The 20,829-nt window shown below is 68.2% G+C and carries 16 protein-coding genes; 10 read left to right on the top strand and 6 right to left on the bottom strand.

All coding sequences use genetic code 11. The annotated features are described in order from the left end of the window. Positions 1-10 precede the first annotated feature (10 nt). Positions 11-1,705 carry a long-chain-fatty-acid--CoA ligase gene (locus tag MC45_RS00700; RefSeq protein WP_038658350.1) on the bottom strand — a complete coding sequence of 565 codons (1,695 nt, stop codon included), beginning with the start codon at positions 1,703-1,705 and terminating at the stop codon, positions 11-13. A gap of 123 nt (positions 1,706-1,828) precedes the next feature. Here MC45_RS00700 and MC45_RS00695 point away from each other — a divergent pair, with 123 nt between their 5' ends. From MC45_RS00695 to paoC, 7 genes are all read left to right on the top strand, one after another. Continuing rightward, a complete protein-coding gene (locus tag MC45_RS00695; RefSeq protein ID WP_038658347.1) occupies positions 1,829-2,965 on the top strand; it encodes a thiolase family protein in 1,137 nt (378 codons plus the stop codon). Next, positions 2,965-5,283, top strand: coding sequence for a 3-hydroxyacyl-CoA dehydrogenase/enoyl-CoA hydratase family protein (locus tag MC45_RS00690; RefSeq protein ID WP_038658344.1), 2,319 nt, complete (start codon positions 2,965-2,967; stop codon positions 5,281-5,283). The genes MC45_RS00695 and MC45_RS00690 overlap by 1 nt, the downstream gene beginning before the upstream one ends. A 513-nt stretch (positions 5,284-5,796) precedes the next feature. Then, positions 5,797-6,207: a DUF2147 domain-containing protein gene (locus MC45_RS00685; protein WP_038658341.1), complete on the top strand. Its 411-nt coding sequence runs from the start codon at positions 5,797-5,799 to the stop codon at positions 6,205-6,207. A gap of 51 nt (positions 6,208-6,258) precedes the next feature. Beyond that, on the top strand, positions 6,259-7,572 hold the full coding sequence (locus tag MC45_RS00680; protein WP_038658338.1) for an OmpP1/FadL family transporter: 1,314 nt from the start codon (positions 6,259-6,261) through the stop codon (positions 7,570-7,572). 168 nt (positions 7,573-7,740) lie between these two features. Further along, the gene (gene paoA / locus MC45_RS00675; protein WP_038658335.1) at positions 7,741-8,376 is read left to right on the top strand and encodes an aldehyde dehydrogenase iron-sulfur subunit PaoA; all 636 of its coding nucleotides are present in this window, start codon (positions 7,741-7,743) and stop codon (positions 8,374-8,376) included. Further along, positions 8,373-9,329, top strand: a complete 957-nt coding sequence (locus tag MC45_RS00670; RefSeq protein ID WP_038658332.1) for an FAD binding domain-containing protein — start codon at positions 8,373-8,375, stop codon at positions 9,327-9,329. The genes paoA and MC45_RS00670 overlap by 4 nt, the downstream gene beginning before the upstream one ends. After that, a complete protein-coding gene (gene paoC / locus MC45_RS00665) occupies positions 9,326-11,545 on the top strand; it encodes an aldehyde oxidoreductase molybdenum-binding subunit PaoC (protein WP_038658329.1) in 2,220 nt (739 codons plus the stop codon). The genes MC45_RS00670 and paoC overlap by 4 nt, the downstream gene beginning before the upstream one ends. A gap of 43 nt (positions 11,546-11,588) precedes the next feature. On the opposite strand, the gene MC45_RS00660 is transcribed toward paoC, so the two are convergent. Next, positions 11,589-12,005: a hypothetical protein gene (locus MC45_RS00660; protein ID WP_038658326.1), complete on the bottom strand. Its 417-nt coding sequence runs from the start codon at positions 12,003-12,005 to the stop codon at positions 11,589-11,591. A 236-nt stretch (positions 12,006-12,241) separates the two neighbouring features. Here MC45_RS00660 and MC45_RS00655 point away from each other — a divergent pair, with 236 nt between their 5' ends. Together MC45_RS00655 and MC45_RS00650 are read left to right on the top strand one after the other, a co-directional pair. After that, positions 12,242-13,606: a cryptochrome/photolyase family protein gene (locus MC45_RS00655; protein WP_038658323.1), complete on the top strand. Its 1,365-nt coding sequence runs from the start codon at positions 12,242-12,244 to the stop codon at positions 13,604-13,606. Positions 13,607-13,909: 303 nt separating this feature from the next. After that, positions 13,910-15,451 (top strand): DHA2 family efflux MFS transporter permease subunit, encoded by a 1,542-nt coding sequence (locus tag MC45_RS00650; RefSeq protein ID WP_052075443.1) that lies wholly within the window; start codon positions 13,910-13,912, stop codon positions 15,449-15,451. A 591-nt stretch (positions 15,452-16,042) separates the two neighbouring features. On the opposite strand, the gene MC45_RS00645 is transcribed toward MC45_RS00650, so the two are convergent. Together MC45_RS00645 and MC45_RS00640 are read right to left on the bottom strand one after the other, a co-directional pair. Beyond that, positions 16,043-16,261, bottom strand: coding sequence for a hypothetical protein (locus MC45_RS00645; RefSeq protein ID WP_038658321.1), 219 nt, complete (start codon positions 16,259-16,261; stop codon positions 16,043-16,045). Positions 16,262-16,331: 70 nt separating this feature from the next. After that, complete coding sequence (locus MC45_RS00640) at positions 16,332-17,237, bottom strand: LysR family transcriptional regulator (protein WP_038658318.1); 906 nt, start codon at positions 17,235-17,237, stop codon at positions 16,332-16,334. Between the two features lie 77 nt (positions 17,238-17,314). Between MC45_RS00640 and MC45_RS00635 the strand changes: the two genes are divergently transcribed. Further along, positions 17,315-19,411: a malate synthase G gene (locus MC45_RS00635; protein WP_038658315.1), complete on the top strand. Its 2,097-nt coding sequence runs from the start codon at positions 17,315-17,317 to the stop codon at positions 19,409-19,411. On the opposite strand, the gene MC45_RS00630 is transcribed toward MC45_RS00635, so the two are convergent. Further along, entirely contained in the window at positions 19,405-19,995 is a 591-nt protein-coding gene (locus MC45_RS00630) for an NADPH-dependent FMN reductase (RefSeq protein WP_038658312.1), read from the bottom strand. The two genes, MC45_RS00635 and MC45_RS00630, sit on opposite strands and share 7 nt — an antisense overlap. A 55-nt stretch (positions 19,996-20,050) precedes the next feature. Beyond that, positions 20,051-20,749, bottom strand: coding sequence for a pirin family protein (locus tag MC45_RS00625; RefSeq protein ID WP_038658310.1), 699 nt, complete (start codon positions 20,747-20,749; stop codon positions 20,051-20,053). Positions 20,750-20,829: the final 80 nt, after the last annotated feature.

The raw sequence follows: 20,829 nt of genomic DNA, 5'->3' as shown, positions 1-20,829 counted from the left end.
GCCCGACGGCTTATCGCGCCGCCTTGGCGAGTTCCTCCTCGACAAGCTCCTTCTTGGAAAGCTTGCCGATCAAGGTCTTGGGCAGAGTGTCGCGGATTTCGACCTCGCGGGGAAGCTCGATCTTGCTGATCTTGTCGCGCAGGAAATCGCGCAATTCGGTCGGCGTCGCGGCGCCCGGCGGGTTGAGCACGACGAACGCCTTGGGCGCCTGGCCGCGATGCGCGTCGGCGACGCCGATCACCACCGCCTCGACCACCGCGGGATGCTCGTACAGCGCCTCCTCGATGACGCGCGGATAGACGTTGTAGCCGCCGCACAGGATCATGTCCTTGATCCGGTCGACGATGAACAGATAGCCGTCGGCATCGAGATAGCCGACGTCGCCGGTGCGCAACGCGCCGTCGGCGAACGCCGCCGCGGTCTCCGCCGGCTTGTGCCAATAGCCCGCCATGATCTGCGGGCCGCGGGCGCAGATTTCGCCCTTCTCGCCCGCCGGCACGATCCGCGTCGGGTCTTCGCGGTCGCGGATCTCGATCGTCGTGCCGGGGAACGGCAGGCCGGCAGAGCCTTCCTTGTTCACCCCCTCGAACGGGTTGCAGGTGATGATCGGGGAGGCTTCGGACAGGCCATAGCCCTCGACCAGCTTGGCGCCGGTATTGGCCTCGAAGGCGTGACGCACCTCGACCGGCAGCGGCGCGCCGCCCGAGATGCAGACCTTGATCGCGGACAGATCGGGACGCTGCCCGGCCGGCAGATTGGCGAGCGCGTTGTAGATCGTCGGCACCGCCGGGAAATAGGTCGGACGGGTGCGCTTGAGCGTCGCCAGCAACTGCTTCAATTCGAAGCGCGGCAGCAGGATCATCCCGGCGGCGACGAGCGTCGAGAAGGTCAGCACGTTGGTCAGCGCGAAGACGTGGAACAGCGGCAGCACGCCGAGCACGCGATCCTGATCGGGCACCTCGCCGCCGCAATGGACCAGCATCGCATCGGTATTGGCGACGATATTGGCGTGGCTCAGCATCGCCGCCTTGGGCACGCCGGTGGTGCCGCCGGTATATTGCAGCACCGCCACCTCGTGCGGGTCGACAGCTACGGGCCTGGGCGTGCCGCCCTTCGCCATGAAGGCCGCGTAATAGAGGTGGCGGGCGCTCGCCGGCGCGCGGCCGATCTCCTTGCGCTTGACCAATTTGTAGCCGAACTTCTTGAGCCCCGGCAAAACGTCGGCGATCGGGCAGCTGATGACGTGGCGGATGCCCGTCTCGCCCGCGACCTTGAGCACGCGTGCCTGGATGTCGGCGATGTCGCAGGTGGCGATGATTTCGGCGCCCGAATCCTCGATCAAATGGGTCAGCTCACGCTCGACGTAGAGCGGATTGACGTTGACGACGATGCCGCCCGCTTTCAGCGTCGCGTAGAACAGCACCGGATAATAAGGCGTATTGGGCAGGCACAGGGCGACGCGCGTGCCCTTGACGACGCCGAGCGCCTGCAACGCCGCGGCGGCACGATCGACATCGGCGGCGAGCGCGCCCCAGGTCGTGATCCGCCCCATGAAATCGACCGCCGGCCGATCGGGAAAGCGCGTCGCCGACCGGGCGAGCAGATCACCGAGCAGCCGCGGCTGTGCGACCAGCGGCACGCCGTTCCGGACCGCCAGCGGCGCGGCAAGGGTCGTGCTCGTGTCTCGGCTCGCGTCGTCGCTCATCCGTCCATCCTCTCATCTTCACCATCGAGCATATTGTCCGCTCGTGCCACTTGACGTAATGGGAAGGTATCGCACCTATACGGCATCCCGCAAGCCTCGGTTGCCCGCAAAAGAGAGGATTTCATGACCAACGTCGTCATCGCCGGTTATGCGCGCTCGCCCTTCCACCTCGCCGGCAAGGGCGCGCTCGCCCGCGTCCGGCCCGACGATCTCGCCGCGCAGACGATCCGCGGACTGATCGAGAAGACCGGCGTCGACGCCTCGGAGATCGAGGACATCATCCTCGGCTGCGCCTTCCCGGAGGGCGAACAGGGCCTCAACGTCGCGCGGCTGATCGGCCTGCTCGCCGATCTGCCGCTGTCGGTCGGCGGCATGACGGTCAACCGCTTCTGCGGATCGTCGATGAGCGCGATCCATATCGCGATGGGCCAGATCCAGATCGGCGCGGGCGAGGCGTTCATCTGCGCCGGCCTCGAATCGATGAGCCGCATCCCGATGGGCGGCTACAACCCCCTCCCCAACCCGGTGCTCGCGAAGGCGAACCCCGGCGCGTACATGGGGATGGGCGACACCGCCGAGAATGTCGCGACCAAATATCAGATCACCCGCGGCGAGCAGGATGCGTTCGCGGTGAAGAGCCAGCAGAAGGCCGCCGCGGCACGCGCCGACGGCCGTCTCGCCGACGAGATCGTGCCGATCACCACCAAGGCCGGCACGGTCAGCGAGGACGGCACGATCCGCCCCGACACCACCGTCGAGGCGCTCGGCAACCTCAAGCCCGCGTTCAGCCAGGACGGGTCGGTGACCGCCGGCACCTCGTCGCCGCTGACCGACGGCGCGTCGGCGGTGCTCGTCACCTCCGAGGAGTTCGCGAAAAAGCACGGCCTCAAGATCCTCGCCCGGATCAAGGCGGTCGGCGTGACGGGGATCGAGCCCGAGACGATGGGCCTCGGCCCGATCAGCGCCTCGCAGAAGGCGCTCGCCCGCGCCGGCGTATCGGTCGCCGACCTCGACGTGGTCGAGATCAACGAGGCCTTCGCCAGCCAGGCGATCGCCTGCATCCGCGACCTCGGCCTCAAGGACGAGACGATCAATCTCGACGGCGGCGCGATCGCGATCGGCCATCCGCTCGGCGCGACCGGTGCGCGCATCGTCGGCAAGGCGGCGGCGCTGCTCGAGCGCGAGGGCGGGCGCTATGCGCTGGCGACCCAATGTATCGGCGGCGGTCAGGGCATCGCCACGGTGCTGGAGCGCGCATGATGGCCGACGCTATTCGCAAGGTGTGCGTGATCGGCGCCGGCGTGATGGGCGCCGGCATCGCCGCGCAGGTCGCCAATGCCGGTATCCCGGTGCTGCTGCTCGACATCCCCGCGCGCGAGGGTGACGATCGCGACGCGGTCGCCAAGGGCGCGGTCGCCAGGATGCTCAAGACCGATCCCGCGCCGTTCATGTCGACCGGTGCGGCGAAGCTGGTCGAGACGGGCAATATCGACGATCATCTGGATCGCGTCGCGGAATGCGACTGGATCGTCGAGGCGATCGTCGAGCGGCTCGACATCAAGCAGTCGCTCTACGCCAGGCTCGAGGCATTGAAGCGCCCCGGCACCGCGGTGTCGTCGAACACCTCGACGATCCCGCTCGGCCATCTGGTCGACGGCCGCTCCGACCAGTTCAAGGCCGACTTCCTCATCACCCACTTCTTCAATCCGCCGCGCTACATGCGGCTGATCGAGATCGTTCGCGGCGAACAGACCGACGTCGCCGTGGCGGAGAAGGTCGAGGCGTTCGTCGACCGGTTCATGGGCAAGCGCATCGTCCGCGCCAAGGATACGCCGGGCTTCATCGCCAACCGCATCGGCACCTATTGGCTTGCGGTCGCGATCAACGCCGCGATGGACCAGGGCCTCACCGTCGAGGAGGCCGACCAGATCGGCGGCCGGCCGATGGGCGTGCCCAAGACCGGCATCTTCGGCCTCGTCGATCTCGTCGGCGTCGACCTGATGCCGCTCCTGTCGAAGAGCCTGTCCTCGACGCTGCCGCAGGGCGATCCCTATTTCGACACGGTGCGTCCGATGCCGCTGGTCGACCGGATGATCGCCGACGGCTTCACCGGCCGCAAGGGCAAGGGCGGCTTCTACCGCTTCGACAAGGCGACCAGGACCAAGCTCGCGCTCGATCTCGCCACCGGCGAGTATCGCGAGGGGGTCAAGCCCGCCGCGCTGCCGCCCAAGGCCGAGAAGGACCTCGCCGCGCTGATCGCCGTACCCGGCAAGGTCGGCGATTACGCCTGGGAGATCCTCGGCAAGACGCTGTCCTATGCGGCGATGCTGGTCGGCGAGGCCGCCGACGATATCGTCGGCATCGATGACGCGATGAAGCTCGGCTACAATTGGAAGTTCGGGCCGTTCGAGCTGATCGACAAGATCGGCGCCGGCACCTTCGCCGCGCGGCTGCGCGACGAGGGGCGCAGCGTCCCCGCGATCCTCGACACTGCGGGCGACCGTCCCTTCTACCGCGTCGTCGACGGCAAGCGCCAGTTCCTCACCCTCGCCGGCGAGTATCGGGACGTCGTGCGCGGCGAGGGCGTCGTGCTGCTCGAGGACATCAAGCTCGGTGCCGAGCCGATCGTCAGGAACGCCTCCGCGGCGCTCTGGGATATCGGCGACGGCGTCGCCGCGCTCGAATTCACCACCAAGATGAACGCGCTCGACGGCGAGATCATGGCGTTGATCCAGCAGGCGATCCCGATCGTCGAGGCGCGGTTCAAGGCGCTGGTGATCTATAACGAGGGCTCGAACTTCTCGGCCGGCGCCAATCTCGGCATGGCGATGTTCGCCGTCGCCGCGGGCATGTGGGGCGAGATCGAAAAGCTGATCGCCGGCGGCCAGCAGGCGCTCAAGGCGCTCAAATACGCCCCCTTCCCCGTCGTGTCGGCACCCGCCGGCATGGCGCTGGGCGGCGGCTGCGAGGTGCTGCTCCATTCGGACGCGGTGCAGGCGCATGCCGAGACCTATGTCGGCCTCGTCGAATGCGGCGTCGGCCTGCTGCCCGGCTGGGGCGGCAACGGCGAGATGCTCGACCGTATGGCGAAGGCGCCGATGATGCCGCGCGGGCCGATGCCCGCGGTCGCCAAGGCGTTCGAGACGATCTCGACCGCGCAGGTCTCCAAATCGGCGGCGCTCGCCAAGGAGATGATGTTCCTGCGGCCGGGCGACGGCATCACGATGAACCGCGACCGGCTGCTCGCCGACGCCAAGGCCAAGGCGCTCTCGCTGGTCGAGGGCTACGCGCCGCCGGAGAAGCCGACCTTCCGCCTGCCCGGCGAGAGCGGCCGTGTCGGCATCGCCGGGGTAGTCGACGGCTTCCGCAAGAAGGGGATGGCGACCGAATATGACGAGATCGTCTCGGCCCGGCTGGCGATGGTGCTGACCGGCGGCGACGCCGATCTGGTCGACCTCGTGCAGGAGGACGACCTCCTCACGCTGGAACGCGAAGGCTTCATGGCCGCGGTGAAGGACCCGCGGACGCAGGCACGCGTCCAGCAGATGCTGACGACGGGTAAGCCACTGCGGAACTGATCCCGATCCCGTTACCGGTTGCTCGGGACAGTCACACGAAGGTGTTCGACCAGGTCCAAGGCTTCCCGGATTCACCCCGTCACCCCGGACTTGTTCCGGGGTCCACTCCGCGGCGAGGAGAACGGCTAGAGCAAGCACCGTTCGCCCGTTGACCGGTGGACCCCGGAACGAGTCCGGGGTGACGAACCTGACGAGGATGCCGATCGAGCATCATCTCGTCAGCCTCGGACAGCGGCAATGCTCGCAAGCAAGCGATCAGGTCCGTGGCCCCCACGCCGCACGTCCCCCAAAACCTGCCACCACCACGCAACCCCCGCTTGACACCCGACGCCAGCGGTTTAGGCGGGCCGCAGGTTGCCGTATACGGCATCCTGTTAGCCATTAGGTCATCGTTCATCGTCGACCGGCAATGATGGCGACACACCGCGACCGTACGGATACGGCGCGAAAGCTTTTGGAAGGCTTATTCGATGCATGCGGCTGTTAGCGTGCATCCCGGAGAGGAGAATCATCATGTCCCTGCTTTTGCTCGGCGCCCTGCTCGCAGCGGCCCCTGCCCCCGCCGCCGATACGGCGATCGGCCGCTGGAAGACCGAGACGAAGAACGGCATCGTCGAGATTCAGCGCTGCGGCGCGTCGATCTGCGGCCGTCTGCTGACCTCCGAACTGCTTCGCCAGCAGCCCGACCTCAAGGACGCCAACAACCAGAACGTCGCGCAGCGCAGCCGTCCGCTCAAGGGCCTGCTGCTGATCAGCGGCTTCACCGCCGACCGCGACGGCTGGTCCGGTGGCCAGATCTACAATCCCGACGACGGCAAGACCTACAAGGCGAAGGTGACGCCGGTCGACGCCAACACGCTCAAGGTCCGCGGCTGCGTGTTCGTCCCCTTGTGCAAAACGCAGACCTGGACCCGCATCCGCTAAAAGCGTGTCCGTCCGACGTGTTTGCCCCCAGTTCGCTTAAGGAAGACCCCCATGACCCTTCGTAAGACCTCCCTGCTCGCCACCGCCGTGCTCGGCTCGTTCGGCTTCGCCACCGTCGCGCACGCGCAGGCCTTCTACCTGCAGGAACAGTCGGCGCGCGGCGCCGGCCGTGCCTTCTCGGGCGAAGTCGCCGACACCGGTCCGCAGTCACTGTGGTGGAACCCGGCGTCGATCGCCGGCATGGAGAATGGCGAAGCCGCGATCAACGCCTCGGGCATCCTGCCGCGCGGCAAGGTCGTCAACAACGGTACGCTGATCTGCCGTCCGGCCGGCGTGTCGTGCCAGGTTCCGACCAACTTCGCGGCCGTCGGCGGCGATCAGGTCGCGCGTAATCCGATCGACAATGGTCTGCTGCCGTCGGGCGCGATCGCCATGCCGTTCGGCCCGGTCGCGATCGGCCTCGCGGTCACCTCGCCCTACAGCTTCACCACCGATTACGATTCGACGAGCTGGACCCGCTACAGCGCGACCCGCACCAAGCTGCAGACGATCGACATCCAGCCGTCGATCGCCATCGCGCTGACCGACTGGCTGCGCGTCGGCGGTGCCGCCAACGTCGAGCACGTCTATGCCAGCCTCGGCAACAACCTGCCCAACCTCACCACCGCTGCCGACGGCCGCCAGAAGCTGGAAGGTGACGGCTGGGATCTCGGCTGGACCGCCGGCATGCAGATGCACAACGATTGGGCGACCGTCGGCGTCAGCTACAAGTCGCGCATCGAACATACGCTGAAGGGCGACCTGCTGGTCGAGGGCCTCGTCGGCCCGCTCGCCACGCAGAACCGCACCGTCAACGATGTCGAGGCGAGCTTCTACACGCCGGCGCAGGTCATCGTCGGCGCGCGCATCCGCGCCACGCCGCAGCTGACGCTGAACGGCCAGGCAGTCCGCTACAATTGGAGCAAGTTCGACGCGATCCGCCTCGGCGCGCCGCTCAACACCGCACTGCCCGAGAATTATCGTGACAGCTACAGCCTCGCCGGCGGCGTTGATTATGCCGTTTCGCCGAAGCTGACGCTCCGCGCCGGTGTGCAGCGGGCGACGACGCCGACGCAGGACGGCCTGCGCGACGCACGCGTGCCCGACGCGAACCGCTGGAACTATGGCGCCGGTGGCACCTTCCAGCTGACGCCGAAGATCGGCATCGATCTCGCGGCGAACTACGTCGACTTCTCCGACACGACGATCGATCGCCGTACCGCGGCTTATGCCGGTACGCTGGTACAGACGCCGGTGCTCACCAACGGCACGTTGCAGGACGCGCATGCCGTCGTCCTCTCGGCCGGCGCGCACATCGGTTTCTGATGCGAAAGTCCGGGTTTCGCCTGCGTTAGGTGGAACCCGGACCTATCCTGCCGCGTACTCTCCCCAAGCGTTTGCTTTGGTTGGATAAGGCAGGATAAGCCCCACCGGAGCCGACGGACGATCGGGATCATAGAGGTCCCGGCGCTCGACAGCATCACGGGGGCCCCTATGCGCCAGAATGATTTTCAGATGTCCCGCCGCGGGGTAATCGCGGTCGGGACCGTCGGTGTTGCCGCGACCGCGCTGCCGGCCGAAGCGGCGACGCCGCAGATGCAGGATCGCGCGCCGGTGCCGACGGTGCCGGTGACGCTCAAGGTCAACGGCCGCACCAGCAAGCTCGACCTCGACACCCGCACCACCCTGCTTGACGCGCTGCGCGAGCATTGGAAGCTGACCGGCACCAAGAAGGGCTGCGATCACGGCCAATGCGGTGCCTGCACCGTGCTGGTCGACGGCCGCCGGATCAACTCGTGCCTGACCCTCGCGGTGATGCACGACGGCGACGAGATCACCACGATCGAGGGGCTCGGCAAGCCCGACGACCTGCACCCGATGCAGGCCGCCTTCATCAAGCACGACGGCTACCAGTGCGGCTATTGCACGCCCGGCCAGATCTGTTCGGCGGTCGCGGTGCTCGACGAGATCAAGCGCGGCGTTCCCAGCCACGTCCAGGCCGATATCGTCGGCCAGCCGACCGCCTCGGCGGTGGAGATGCGCGAGCGGATGAGCGGCAACATCTGCCGCTGCGGCGCCTATTCCAACATCATCGAAGCGATGTCCGACGTCGCGGGGGCAAAAGCATGAAGGCCTTTACCTATGAGCGGGCCGAGACGCCCGCAGCGGCCGCCGCGGCGGTCGCGGCCAAGCCCGGCGCCAAGTTCATCGCCGGCGGCACCAATTTGCTCGACCTGATGAAGCTCCAGATCGAGGAGCCGGTGCATCTGGTCGACGTCAACCGCCTCGCGCTCGACAAGATCGAGCCGACGTCGGACGGTGGCCTGCGCATCGGCGCGCTGGTGCGCAACACCGATCTCGCCGCTGACGCCCGCGTCCGCCGCGACTATGGCGTGCTGACCCGCGCGATCGTCGCCGGGGCGAGCGGTCAGCTCCGCAACAAGGCGACGACCGCGGGCAATCTGCTCCAGCGCACGCGCTGCCCGTATTTCTACGACACCAACCAGCCGTGCAACAAGCGCAAGCCCGGCACCGGCTGCGCGGCGATCGGCGGCTACAGCCGTCAGCTCGGCATCATCGGCACCAGCGATGCCTGTATCGCCACCTATCCGGGCGACATGGCGGTGGCGATGCGCGTGCTCGATGCGACGGTGGAGACGGTCCAGCCTTCCGGCCAGACGCGGCGCATCCCGATCGCCGACTTCCATCGCCTGTGGGGCAATACGCCGCATATCGACACCAACCTGCAGCCGGGCGAGTTGATCACCGCGGTGACGCTGCCCAAGCCGGTCGGCGGCACGCACATCTACCACAAGGTGCGCGACCGGGCGTCCTACGCCTATGCGCTCGTCTCGGTGGCGGCGATCGTCCAGCGCGACGGCAGCGGCCATGTCGCGATCGGCGGCATCGCCCCCAAGCCGTGGCGCGTCGAGGCCGCGGAAGCCACCTTGCCGCAGGGTGCCAAGGCGGTGAGCGGTCGCCTGCTCGCCGGGGCCCGCCCCACCGCCGACAATGCCTTCAAGGTGCCCCTCGTCGAGCGCACGCTCGCCGCAGTGCTGGCCGAAGCGAAAGACGCAGCATGAAATTCGACCAGCCCGCGGGCCAGAACCCGATCGACCAGCTCAAGGTCATCGGCAAGCCCACCGACCGTATCGACGGCAAGTTCAAGACCACCGGCACTGCGCCCTATGCCTATGAGCGCCACGATGTCGTCCCCGACGCGGCCTATGGCTATGTCCTCGGCGCCGGCATCGGCAAGGGGCGGATCGCGTCGATGGACCTCGCCGCGGCGAAGGCCGCGCCGGGCGTGCTGACGATCGTCACCGCCGACACCGCTGGCGCACTCGGCAAGGGCGACATGAACACCGCCAAGCTGCTCGGCGGCCCCGCGGTCGACCATTATCATCAGGCGATCGCGCTGGTCGTCGCCGAGACGTTCGAACAGGCCCGCGCCGCCGCGGCGCTGATCCGCGTCGATTACGCGCGCGAGAAGGGTCGCTTCGACCTCGACACCGCGCTCAAGACCGCCCCGCTGAAGGGCGACAGCAGCGGCGAGGGCAGTTCCGCGCCGCCGATCGACCGCGTCGGCAATTTCGAAAAGGCCTTCGCCGCCGCGCCGGTGCAGCTCGATGCCGTGTACGAGACGCCCGACCAGAGCCACGCGATGATGGAGCCGCATGCCAGCATCGCACGCTGGGACGGCGACAAGCTGACGCTGTGGACGTCGAACCAGATGATCGCCTGGGGCAAGGGCGACGTCGCCAAGACGCTCGGCATCCCCAAGGACAATGTCCGCCTGATCTCGCCCTATATCGGTGGCGGCTTCGGCGGGAAGCTGTTCGTCCGCGCCGATGCGGTGCTGGCGGCGCTCGGCGCGAAACAGGCGGGCCGGCCGGTCAAGGTGACGCTGCAACGCCCGCTGATGATCAACAACACCACGCACCGTCCGGCGACGCGCCAGCGCATCCGCCTCGGCGCCGGCAAGGACGGCAAGCTCACCGCGATCGCGCATGAGAGCGGTTCGGGCGACCTTCCCGGCGGCGGTCCCGAGACCGCGGTGTCGCAGACCAAATTGCTGTACGCGGGCGCCAATCGCCTGACCTCGATGCGGCTCGCGGTGCTCGATCTGCCCGAAGGCAATGCGATGCGCGCCCCCGGCGAGGCGCCCGGCCTGATGGCGCTCGAGGTCGCGATGGACGAGATGGCGGAGAAGCTGAACATGGACCCCGTCCAGTTCCGCATCGTCAACGACACGCAGGTCGATCCCGAAAAGCCCGGCCGCAAATTCTCGCAGCGTCAGCTCGTCGAATGCCTGCGTCTCGGCGCCGACAAATTCGGCTGGTCGCAGCGGCAGGCCAAGCCGCGCTCGGTCCGCGACGGGCGCTGGCTGGTCGGTATGGGCGTCGCCTCGGGCTTCCGCAACAACATGACGATGAAGTCGGGCGCGCGCGTCGGCATCGACAAGAAGGGGATGGTCACCGTCGCCACCGACATGACCGACATCGGCACCGGCAGCTATACGATCATCGCGCAGACCGCCGCCGAGGTGATGGGCGTGACCCTCGACAAGGTGAACGTGCTGCTCGGCGACAGCAGCTTCCCCGTCGCCGCCGGCTCGGGCGGCCAATGGGGCGCCAACAGCTCGACCGCGGGCGTCTATGCCGCCTGCATGAAGCTGCGCGAAACGGTGGCGCAGAAGCTCGGCTTCAACTCCGCCGACGTCGAATTCGCCGACGGCAAGGTCCGCTCGGGCAACCGCAGCGTGCCGCTGGCGCAGGCCGCGGGCGATGCCGGCCTGTCCGCCGAGGACAGCATCGAATTCGGTGACCTCGCCAAGAAGGAACAGCAATCGACCTTCGCCGGCCATTTCGTCGAGGTCGGCGTCGACGCCTATACCGGCGAGATCCGCATCCGCCGCATGCTCGCGGTCTGCGCGGCGGGGCGCATCCTCAATCCCAAGTCGGCGCGCAGCCAGGTGATCGGCGCGATGACGATGGGCGTCGGCGCCGCGCTGATGGAGGAACTGGCGGTCGACAAGCGCTTCGGCTTCTTCGTCAACCACGATCTCGCCAGCTACGAGGTGCCGGTCCATGCCGACATCCCGCATCAGGAGGTGATCTTCCTCGACGAGGTCGATCCGATGTCGTCGCCGATGAAGGCCAAGGGCGTCGGCGAGCTCGGCCTATGCGGCGTCGGCGCGGCGATCGCCAATGCGGTCTACAATGCCAGCGGCGTGCGCGTCCGTGAATATCCGGTCACGCTCGACAAGGTCATCGCCGGCCCGTCGATGATGGCGTGATCCATCATCCCCTCTCCCCGCGGGGAGAGGGGACTTGGTATGGTCACCGCTCCCGCGCCACCGTCACCGCGGCGACGTGGAGCGGATAGTCGCGGTCGTCCTCCGCCATCCAGATCCTGCCCGCGCGATCGGTGAGGTAGAAGCGGCAATAGATGCTGCGATCCCCCGCGAAACGCAGGCACACCCGATCCGGCGTCACCCGATAGCGTCCCGCCGAATCGGGCTTGTCGTTGTAGCGCAGCGTATAGTCCTCGCCGACGGCGGCGAAGCGCTCGACCGGCGGCACCGCCCCGTCCCGCGTCTGCACGCTGCCGCGCACCAGCCGTTCGAGCGCCGCGCCCCGCACCAGCGTCATCTGCTCCGCGCCGCGGATCGCCACCGGCAGCCGCGGCGCGCTCGGCGCAGGTGCGGAGGGCGAACAGGCGCCGAGCATCGTCGCCGCCATCATGATCCGCTTCATCGTTTCGTCCCGACAGTCATACGCCGTCCTAGCACGCCAAATCCGGCACGTCCGGGATGGGATGCCGCCGGACAGAGCCAGTGCTCCCGCGCAGGCGGGAGCCCAGGGTCCCGCACACCCACCGCTGTTGCTCTGCGTGACCCTGGATTCCCGCCTGCGCGGGAATACATGCGAGCCCGGTGGGTTACTCTTTGCAGCACGGAACCCCGGCCCGCACCCGAACGCTTCACCCCGCGATGACCGAAACGACCCTGCTGTGGCTGCGCCAGGATCTGCGCCTCCACGATCAGCCCGCCCTCGTCGCCGCCGCGCATGCCGGCCCGGTGATCCCCGTCTACATCCTCGACGACGACGCGCCCGGCCAATGGCGGATCGGCGGCGCGCAACGCTGGTGGCTGCATCACAGCCTCGACGCGCTCGGCAAGGAACTCGCCGCCAAGCACAGCCGCCTGATCCTGCGCCGCGGCGACGCCGTCGCGATCCTCAGGCAATTGCTCGCGGACACCGGCGCCACCCGCATCCATGCGATCCGCCATTACGAACCCTGGTGGCGCAAGCAGGAGGATGCGCTTGGCGACGTGCTCGACCTCTACGACGGCAACCGCCTGTCGCGCGTCGAGGACGTCACCACCGGCGCCGGCACGCCGTTCCGCGTCTTCTCCTCCTTCTGGCGCGCGTTGCAGGCGCAATTGCCGCCGGAGCAGCCGCTGCCCGTCCCGCGGACCATCCCGGCCCCCGAGCACTGGCCCGAGAGCGACGCGCTTGCCGACTGGGACCTGCTGCCCACCAAACCCGACTGGTCGACCGCCTTCGCCAAGGACTGGACGCCGGGCGAGGCGGAGGCGCTCGTCAAGGCGAAGGATTTCCCCGACGAGGTCGCCGCCTACGACCGCCGCCGCAATCTGCCGTCCGAAGAGGGGACGTCGCGCCTCTCCCCGCACCTCCACCATGGCGAGGTGTCGCCGCGCACCGTCTATCACGCGCTCGGCCACGATGCCGCGGCGGCGGCCTTCCTGCGCGAACTGGCGTGGCGCGACTTCACGGCAGGCGTGCTGCTCGCGCTCCCCGATTACGGCAGCGTCAACGGCCGCCGCAAATATGATGCGCTGCCGTGGCGCGACGATGCCGCCGCCAAGCGCGATCTGAAGGCGTGGCAGCAGGGCCGCACCGGCTATCCGATCGTCGACGCCGGCATGCGCCAGCTCTGGCAGTCGGGGTGGATGCACAATCGCGTGCGGATGATTACCGCCAGCTTCCTCGTCAAACATCTGCTGGTCAACTGGCGCGAGGGCGAGCGCTGGTTCTGGGACTGCCTGATCGACGCCGACTACGGCAACAATTCGGTCAACTGGCAGTGGATCGCCGGCACCGGCGTCGACGCCAATATGTTCGGCCGGATCATGGCGCCGCTCGGCCAGTCCGAGAAGTTCGAGGCGGGCGATTATATCCGCGAATGGGTGCCGGAACTGGCCGACCTGTCCGACGAGACGATCCACGATCCCGACGCACACGGCGTCCGTCCCGACGCCTATCCCGCCAAGATCATCGGTCACCGCGAAGGCCGCGAGCGCGCGCTCGCCGCGGCCAAGACGCTCGGCTAGCCCGGATCAAATCGAGACCTCTGCAAAACCATACCAGTGCTCCTGCGAAAGCAGGAGCCCAGGAGTCCCGATCGCCGGTACCCGTTGTCCTGCTTGACCCTAGGCTCCTGCTTTCGCAGGAGCACTGTGCTGCTCCACCAGCGTGCGCACTGTGTCTCAACCCCCGAAACGACAAAAACCGCACGGAAAAACTTCAATACCACCCGCCGGTCCCTATATGGAAAACAGCGAAGGCCCCGCCCGCGAGACCCGGCCACGCTCTTCCCGGAGAGGCCGATCAAGCGAGAAAGCTTTACCCTTCGCATGCACCTGCACCTTCCCGCCGCTTTTGATCCGCGCCTCTATCTCAGGCCGCGGCGGCGCGGGATCGCCTCGGTCAATGCGGAGGTGCGCGACGGCATCGTCCCCGCCGGCGACGATATCGCGCAGACCGCCGACCACACCGGCGGCGAACGACCGACGCGCAACTACCGCACCGTCGCGCTGATCATCGCCACCGCGATGTTCATGGAGAATCTCGACGCCACCGTGCTCGCCACCGCGCTGCCGACGATGGCGCGGGACTTCGGCGTGCGGGCGCCCGAGATGAGCATCGCGCTCACCTCGTACCTGCTCGCGCTGGCGATGTTCATTCCCGCCTCGGGGACGATGGCGGACCGGTTCGGCGCGCGCCGCGTGTTCCGCGCCGCGATCGGCCTGTTCGTCGTCGGCAGCCTCGCCTGCGGCCTGTCGCCCAGCCTCGAGATGATGGTCGCCGCACGCTTCCTGCAGGGGATCGGCGGCGCGATGATGATGCCGGTCGGGCGACTGGTGCTGCTCCGCTCGGTCGCCAAACGCGACATGGTGTCGGCGATGTCGTGGCTGATCATGCCGGCGCTGATCGGGCCGATCGTCGGCCCGCCGGTCGGCGGGTTAATCGTCACCTATCTCGACTGGCGCTGGATCTTCTGGCTCAACCTGCCGATCGGCGTCGCCGGCATCGTCCTCGTCGGCCGTTTCATCGCCGACGTGCGCGAGGACACGCCGCACAAATTCGATCCGCTCGGCTTCCTGCTGTCGGGCGCGGCGCTCGGCTGCCTGCTGTTCGGGTTTGAAATGGCGAGCCGCCCCGGCGAGGGCCGGTTGGCGGCAACGCTGATCGCCACCGGCGCGGTTTTCGGTCTGGGCTATTGGCGCCACGCCAGGCGCACGGAGCATCCGATCCTCGATCTGTCGCTGATGCGCATCCCGACCTTCCGCCTGTCGGTGCTCGGCGGTTCGCTGGCGCGGATCACGCAGGGCGCGCAGCCGTTCCTGCTGCCGCTGATGATGCAGCTCGCCTTCGGCCTCACCGCCGCGCAGAGCGGCGCGATGACCGTCGCCTCGGCGATCGGCTCGTTCGGGATGAAGGGCGTGGCGCGGCGCATCCTCAAACGCTTCGGCTTCCGCAACAGCCTCGTCGTGATGGGCGTCGCCGGCACCGCTGCTTATGCCTGCTGCGGGCTGTTCGATCCCGCCTGGCCGCTGCCCGCGGTGTTCGCGGTGCTGGTGCTGTCGGGCTTCCTGATGTCGTTCCAGTTCACCGCCTACAACACCATCGCCTATGACGAGATCGCCAAGGACCGGATGAGCGCGGCGACGAGCTTCTATTCGACCTTCCAGCAGCTGATGCTGTCGCTCGGCATCTGCATCGGCGCGACCGCGCTGCACGTCTCGATGCTGTGGCGTGGGGCGGATGCGGTGGCCTTCCCCGACTTCACTTTCGCCTTCTGGACGGTGACGGCGATCTCGCTGACCGCGATCTTCGTCAATGCGCGGTTCGACCCGCAGGCCGGCGCCGAATTGAGCGGCCGGGTGAAAAGCTAGGCGGAAGCTCCGCCTTGTGGATGCCCTCTGGAGAAGGTTCTGTTCGCGCAGAGGCGCAGAGACGCGGAGGTGTTCCGCTTCAGCCAACGCGGTCCTTTCTCCTCATGGCAGATGGAGAAAGCCGCTGACGCGGCGAGCGCAACACCTCCGCGCCTCCGCGCCTCTGCGCGAACCACCCTTCTTCTTACGCCGACGACCCCACCGTCAGTGATCTTCGTCAGTGCGAGGTTCGACCCGCAGGCCGGCGGCGAATTGAGCGGCCGGGTGAAAAGCTAGGCGGAACCTCCGCGCTGTGAATGCCCTCTGGAGAAGGTTCTGTTCGCGCAGAGGCGCAGAGACGCGGAGGTGTTCCGCTTGCGGCAAACGCGGTCCCTTCCCTCATGGCAGATGGAAAGCGCCGCTGTCGCGGCGAGCGCAACACCTCCGCGCCTCCGCGCCTCTGCGCGAATCACCCTTCTTCTTACGCCGACGACCCCACCGTCAGTCCCGAGCGTGTCGAGGCACGGTGACACCCGAGCCCGAAAACACGAACGACCCGGAACGGCCTGCGCCGTCCGGGTCGTCCTCACCCCGATACGCCGGGTGAAACGCTCAGCGCTGCTTCGCCGCGGCCTTCTGCGCGCGCGCCTGCTTGGCATAATGGTGGTGCATCGCGACGCAGCCGGCGGCCGCGCCCATCATCGCATGGCCCTTGCCGACGAAATGGCCGGCGGCCCCGCCGGCGGCGGCGCCACGGATACAGCCTTTGGCGAGCGCCGGCTGTGCGCCGACGAGCGCGGTGGCGGCGGCGAGGAACATCAGACTCTTCATGGCGAACTCCTGTAACGAAACCTTGCTGGGAAAAGCCGTGACGCAACCGTCATGTTCCATGAATTCGGCGTCATGCCGGTGTCATCGCCTCCCAGCGCCGCGGATCGATCGTCTCGCGCAGGAAGGCGACGAAGGCGCTCACCGCCGCCGGCACCGCCGGACCGGGCAGGTGCACCGCATAGATGCCGACCTCCGCCGATCCCTCCCACGCGTCGAGCACGCGAACCAGCCGCCCGTCGCGCAAGGCGTCGCCGACATCCCACAAAGACCGCAACGCGATCCCGACGCCACCGAGCGCCAGTTCGCGGATCATCTCGCTCGAATTGGTCCGCACATGGCTCGCGCGTTCGATCGCGACGGTCTTGCCGGCGGCGACCAGCCGCCACGGCATCTGCCCGTCGGCGGCGAGCAGGCGATGGTCGGCGAGATCGCCGATCCGCCCCGGCGCGCCGTGCTTGGCCAGATAGGCCGGCGCCGCGCACAACACCCGCCGGCTCTCGCCGAGCCGGTGCGCCACCACGCTCCCCGGCACCGCCCCCGCGATCCGGATCGCGCAATCGACGCGCTCGCCGAGCAGATCGACGAAATGGTCGCTGAGGTCGAAGGCGAGATCGATGCGGGGATAGGCGGCCAGAAACGCACCGAGATGCGGGGCGACGTGCAGCCGCCCGAACGACGTCGGCGCCGACACGCGCAGCGGCCCCGCCGGTTCGCCGCGGGCGCCGGTCACCCGCGCCTCCGCCTCGCCGAGCGCGGCGAGCACCCCGTCGAGATCGTCGCGGAACCGCGCCCCGGCCTCGGTCAACGCCAGCCGCCGCGTGGTCCGGTGGACGAGCCGGACGCCCAGCCTGTTTTCCAGCCGCTGCAACCGCTTGGAGGCCATGGCCGGCGAAATGTGCAGGCTGCGCGCCGCCGCCGACAGGCTGCCGCCCGCCGCCACCGCGACGAACAGCGCATAGTCCGGATCGAAGGCCATTCGTTCTCCACAGGATAAACTGCTTCAACATCTTCATGGCTAGCGAACGGCCGACCTTGGGTCTAGCCTCACGGCCTATGCGAGAGGATAGAGAAGTTATGGACCGCGCCGGCCTCGTCATCGCCCCCCCGCTGGCGACCTTCATCGAGGAAAGGGCCCTTCCCGGCACCGGCCTCGACCCGGCCGCCTTCTGGTCGGGTGTCGCCGCGCTCTTCGCCCGCTTCGCCCCCGAAAACCGCGCCCTCCTCGCCGAGCGCGACCGGCTCCGGGCGGCGATCGACGGCTGGCACCGCGCCAACACCTTCGACCCGGCGGCCTACCACGCCTTCCTGACCGACATCGGCTATCTCGTTGCGGAGCCCGCCCCCTTCGCGATCGACCCCGGGCGCGTCGACGCCGAGATCGCGACGATGGCGGGGCCGCAGCTCGTCGTCCCGATCCTCAACGCCCGCTTCCTCCTCAACGCCGCCAACGCGCGCTGGGGCAGCCTCTACGACGCGCTCTACGGCACCGATGCGCTCCCCGGCACGCCCGCCACCGGCGGCTACGACGCGGCCCGCGGGGCGCAGGTGATCGCTTGGGCGAAGGCCTTCCTCGACGAAGCCGTGCCGCTCGCCAGCGGCCGCTGGGCCGACTGGACGGGCGGTGATCCCGTGCTCGCCGACCCCGCGCAGCGCGTCGGCCGTGCCGGCGACACGTTGCTCTTCCGCCACCACGGCCTGCACATCGAGCTGGTGATCGACCGCGCCCACCCGATCGGCGCCACCGACCCCGCCGGTATCGCCGACGTCCGCCTCGAAAGCGCGCTCACCACGATCTGCGACCTCGAGGACTCGATCGCCGCGGTCGACGCCGACGACAAGGTCGTCGCCTACGCCAATTGGCTCGGCCTGATGCAGGGCGACCTCACCGCCAGCTTCGCCAAAAGCGGCGCTACACGCACCCGAACGCTCGCCCCCGACCGCACCTACACCGCCCCCGACGACAGCCCGCTGACGCTGCCCGGACGCAGCCTGCTGTTCGTCCGCAACGTCGGCCACCTGATGACCACGCCCGCGGTCCGCCTGCCCGACGGCAGCGACGCGCCCGAGGGCATCCTCGACGCGATCGTCACGTCACTGATCGCGCGCCACGATCGCGGTCGCAACAGCCGCACCGGTTCGATCTATATCGTCAAACCCAAGATGCACGGCCCCGCCGAGGCCGCTTTCGCCGACCGCCTGTTCGACGCGGTCGAGGACCTGCTCGCGCTGCCCCGTCATACGATCAAGCTCGGCCTGATGGACGAGGAGCGCCGCACCAGCGCCAATCTCGCCGCCTGCATCCACGCGGTCCGCCACCGGCTGGTCTTCATCAACACCGGCTTCCTCGACCGCACCGGCGACGAGCTGCACACGTCGATGCACGCCGGCGCGATGATCCCCAAGGCCGAGATGAAGACGAGCACATGGATCGCCGCCTATGAGAACCGCAACGTGCAGATCGGGCTCGCCTGCGGCATGTCGGGCAAGGCGCAGATCGGCAAGGGGATGTGGGCGGCGCCCGATCGCATGGCCGATATGCTCGACCAGAAGATCGGCCATCCGCAGACCGGTGCGAACACCGCCTGGGTCCCCTCGCCCACCGCTGCGACGCTGCACGCGACGCATTACCATCGCGTCGACGTCTTCGCCCGCCAGCGCGCGCGCAGCGCCGAGACCCCCGCGCCGCTCGCCGACCTGCTCACGCTCCCGGTCGCCGAAGCCGGGCGCAACTGGCAGGCGGACGCAGTGCGCGCCGAGCTCGACAACAATGCGCAGGGCATCCTCGGCTATGTCGTGCGCTGGGTGGATCAGGGGATCGGCTGTTCCAAGGTGCCCGACATCCACGACATCGGCCTGATGGAGGATCGCGCGACGCTGCGCATCTCGTCGCAGCATATCGCGAATTGGCTGCTGCATGGCGTGGCGTCACCCGCCGACGTCGATGCCGCCTTCGCGCGGATGGCGACGAAGGTCGACGTGCAGAATGCCGACGACCCGCTCTATCGGCCGATGCACGGGAATGAGGCTAGCAGCCTCGCCTGGCAGGCCGCCCGCGCGCTCGTGTTCGAAGGGGTGGACCAGCCTAATGGCTATACCGAGCCGCTGCTCCATCGCTTCCGCGCCGCGCGTAAGGCGGCGGACGCTCAATAGGGCGGCGTCTTGATCGCCCGTTGCGCTCGCGCCGCCTCGGTCCACCACGCGAGATCGTCGGCGAAGGGCGGGAACGCCTTGTCGAGGCTCGCGCCGCCGTCGCCGACCGGTTCGGCCTCGGCGGTGAGCGCATGGCCGATGCCGCCGACCGCGAGGCTGCTCGACACGACGACCATCCCCATCTCCGACAGGATGCCGTGCCACGCCAGACCGGCACGCGCGCCGGCGAAGCGCCCGGCCGAATAGCTCGCGATCGCCGCGGGGCGCCAATACCATTCCTCGAGGAAATGGTCGGTCAAGTTCTTGAGACCGGGCTGGACGCTCCAATTATACTCACCGGCGACGAAGACGAAGGCGTCCGCTGCCTTGATCTTGCCCGCCAGCGCCTCGAGCGCCGCCGGTGCCTCGCCGGCGGGATATTCCTTGTACATGCGGTCGAGCATCGGCAGGTCGAGCGCCTTGGCGTCGATCAGCTCAGCATTGGCCCCGCGGGCGCGGAATGCGTCGACCAGATAATGCGCCAGACGGATGCCCTGCCGGTCGGACCGGTAGGATCCGTAGAAGATCAGGATGGTATCGCTCATCGCACCCCCTTCGCGGCAAGTGCCGGGGAGCGCAAGGCGCGCTCCCCGGTCGGGGTCAGGCGGCGTCGACCAGGACGATCTCGGCATCCTCGGTCGCGGTGATGCGGATCACCGCCTCGTCGACGATCGCGGCGCCGTCGCGCGCATCGAGCGCCACGCCGTTGATCTCGACCTTGCCGGTCGCCGACACCAGATAGGCATGGTGGCCGGCGCCGAGGGCATATTCCGCCGTTTCGCCCGCCTTGATCGTCGCCCCGACGATGCGTGCGTCGGTGCGGATCGGCAGCGCGTCGGCATCGTCGCCGAAGCCGCTGGCGAGCGTTACGAACGTGCCGGCGCGTTCGCCCTTGGGGAAGGGCTTGGCGCCCCATGACGGCGCAGCGCCGCGCGTCTTGGGCTCGATCCAGATCTGGAAGATCGTCGTCGTGCCGGGTTCGCGATTATATTCCGAATGGCGCACGCCCGATCCGGCGCTCATCACCTGCACGTCGCCCGCCTCGGTACGGCCGATGTTGCCCAGACTGTCCTGATGCGTGATCGCACCCTCACGGACATAGGTGATGATCTCCATGTCGGCATGCGGATGCGGCGGAAAGCCGGTGCCGGCAGCGATCGTATCGTCGTTCCAGACGCGGATCGGGCCCCAGCCCATCCGCTTGGGATCGTAGTAATTGGCGAAGGAGAAATGATGCTTGGCATCGAGCCAGCCGTGGTTGGCACCACCGAGGCTGGCGAAGGGGCGACGGTCGATCATGGTCTGTCTCCTGTGGAAGCCGGGACGCTTCCTGTTGGGGCCAAGATGGGGGAGCGGGCGACTTGACGAAACGGCAATGA

The sequence above is a fragment of the Sphingomonas taxi genome (genome assembly GCF_000764535.1).
GTDB lineage: Bacteria > Pseudomonadota > Alphaproteobacteria > Sphingomonadales > Sphingomonadaceae > Sphingomonas > Sphingomonas taxi.
This window is presented reverse-complemented; position numbering and strand designations above follow the sequence as displayed.

Excerpts from the sequence above, each read along its gene's own strand:
- MC45_RS00685 (WP_038658341.1), top strand. The coding sequence starts at position 5,797 with ATGTCCCTGCTTTTGCTCGGCGCCCTGCTCGCAGCGGCCCCTGCCCCC.
- MC45_RS00640 (WP_038658318.1), bottom strand. The coding sequence starts at position 17,237 with ATGGCCTTCGATCCGGACTATGCGCTGTTCGTCGCGGTGGCGGCGGGC.
- MC45_RS00690 (WP_038658344.1), top strand. The coding sequence starts at position 2,965 with ATGGCCGACGCTATTCGCAAGGTGTGCGTGATCGGCGCCGGCGTGATG.
- MC45_RS00650 (WP_052075443.1), top strand. The coding sequence starts at position 13,910 with ATGCACCTGCACCTTCCCGCCGCTTTTGATCCGCGCCTCTATCTCAGG.
- MC45_RS00695 (WP_038658347.1), top strand. The coding sequence starts at position 1,829 with ATGACCAACGTCGTCATCGCCGGTTATGCGCGCTCGCCCTTCCACCTC.
- MC45_RS00655 (WP_038658323.1), top strand. The coding sequence starts at position 12,242 with ATGACCGAAACGACCCTGCTGTGGCTGCGCCAGGATCTGCGCCTCCAC.
- MC45_RS00630 (WP_038658312.1), bottom strand. The coding sequence starts at position 19,995 with ATGAGCGATACCATCCTGATCTTCTACGGATCCTACCGGTCCGACCGG.
- paoC (WP_038658329.1), top strand. The coding sequence starts at position 9,326 with ATGAAATTCGACCAGCCCGCGGGCCAGAACCCGATCGACCAGCTCAAG.
- MC45_RS00670 (WP_038658332.1), top strand. The coding sequence starts at position 8,373 with ATGAAGGCCTTTACCTATGAGCGGGCCGAGACGCCCGCAGCGGCCGCC.
- MC45_RS00635 (WP_038658315.1), top strand. The coding sequence starts at position 17,315 with ATGCGAGAGGATAGAGAAGTTATGGACCGCGCCGGCCTCGTCATCGCC.
- MC45_RS00645 (WP_038658321.1), bottom strand. The coding sequence starts at position 16,261 with ATGAAGAGTCTGATGTTCCTCGCCGCCGCCACCGCGCTCGTCGGCGCA.
- MC45_RS00660 (WP_038658326.1), bottom strand. The coding sequence starts at position 12,005 with ATGAAGCGGATCATGATGGCGGCGACGATGCTCGGCGCCTGTTCGCCC.
- MC45_RS00625 (WP_038658310.1), bottom strand. The coding sequence starts at position 20,749 with ATGATCGACCGTCGCCCCTTCGCCAGCCTCGGTGGTGCCAACCACGGC.
- paoA (WP_038658335.1), top strand. The coding sequence starts at position 7,741 with ATGCGCCAGAATGATTTTCAGATGTCCCGCCGCGGGGTAATCGCGGTC.
- MC45_RS00680 (WP_038658338.1), top strand. The coding sequence starts at position 6,259 with ATGACCCTTCGTAAGACCTCCCTGCTCGCCACCGCCGTGCTCGGCTCG.
- MC45_RS00700 (WP_038658350.1), bottom strand. The coding sequence starts at position 1,705 with ATGAGCGACGACGCGAGCCGAGACACGAGCACGACCCTTGCCGCGCCG.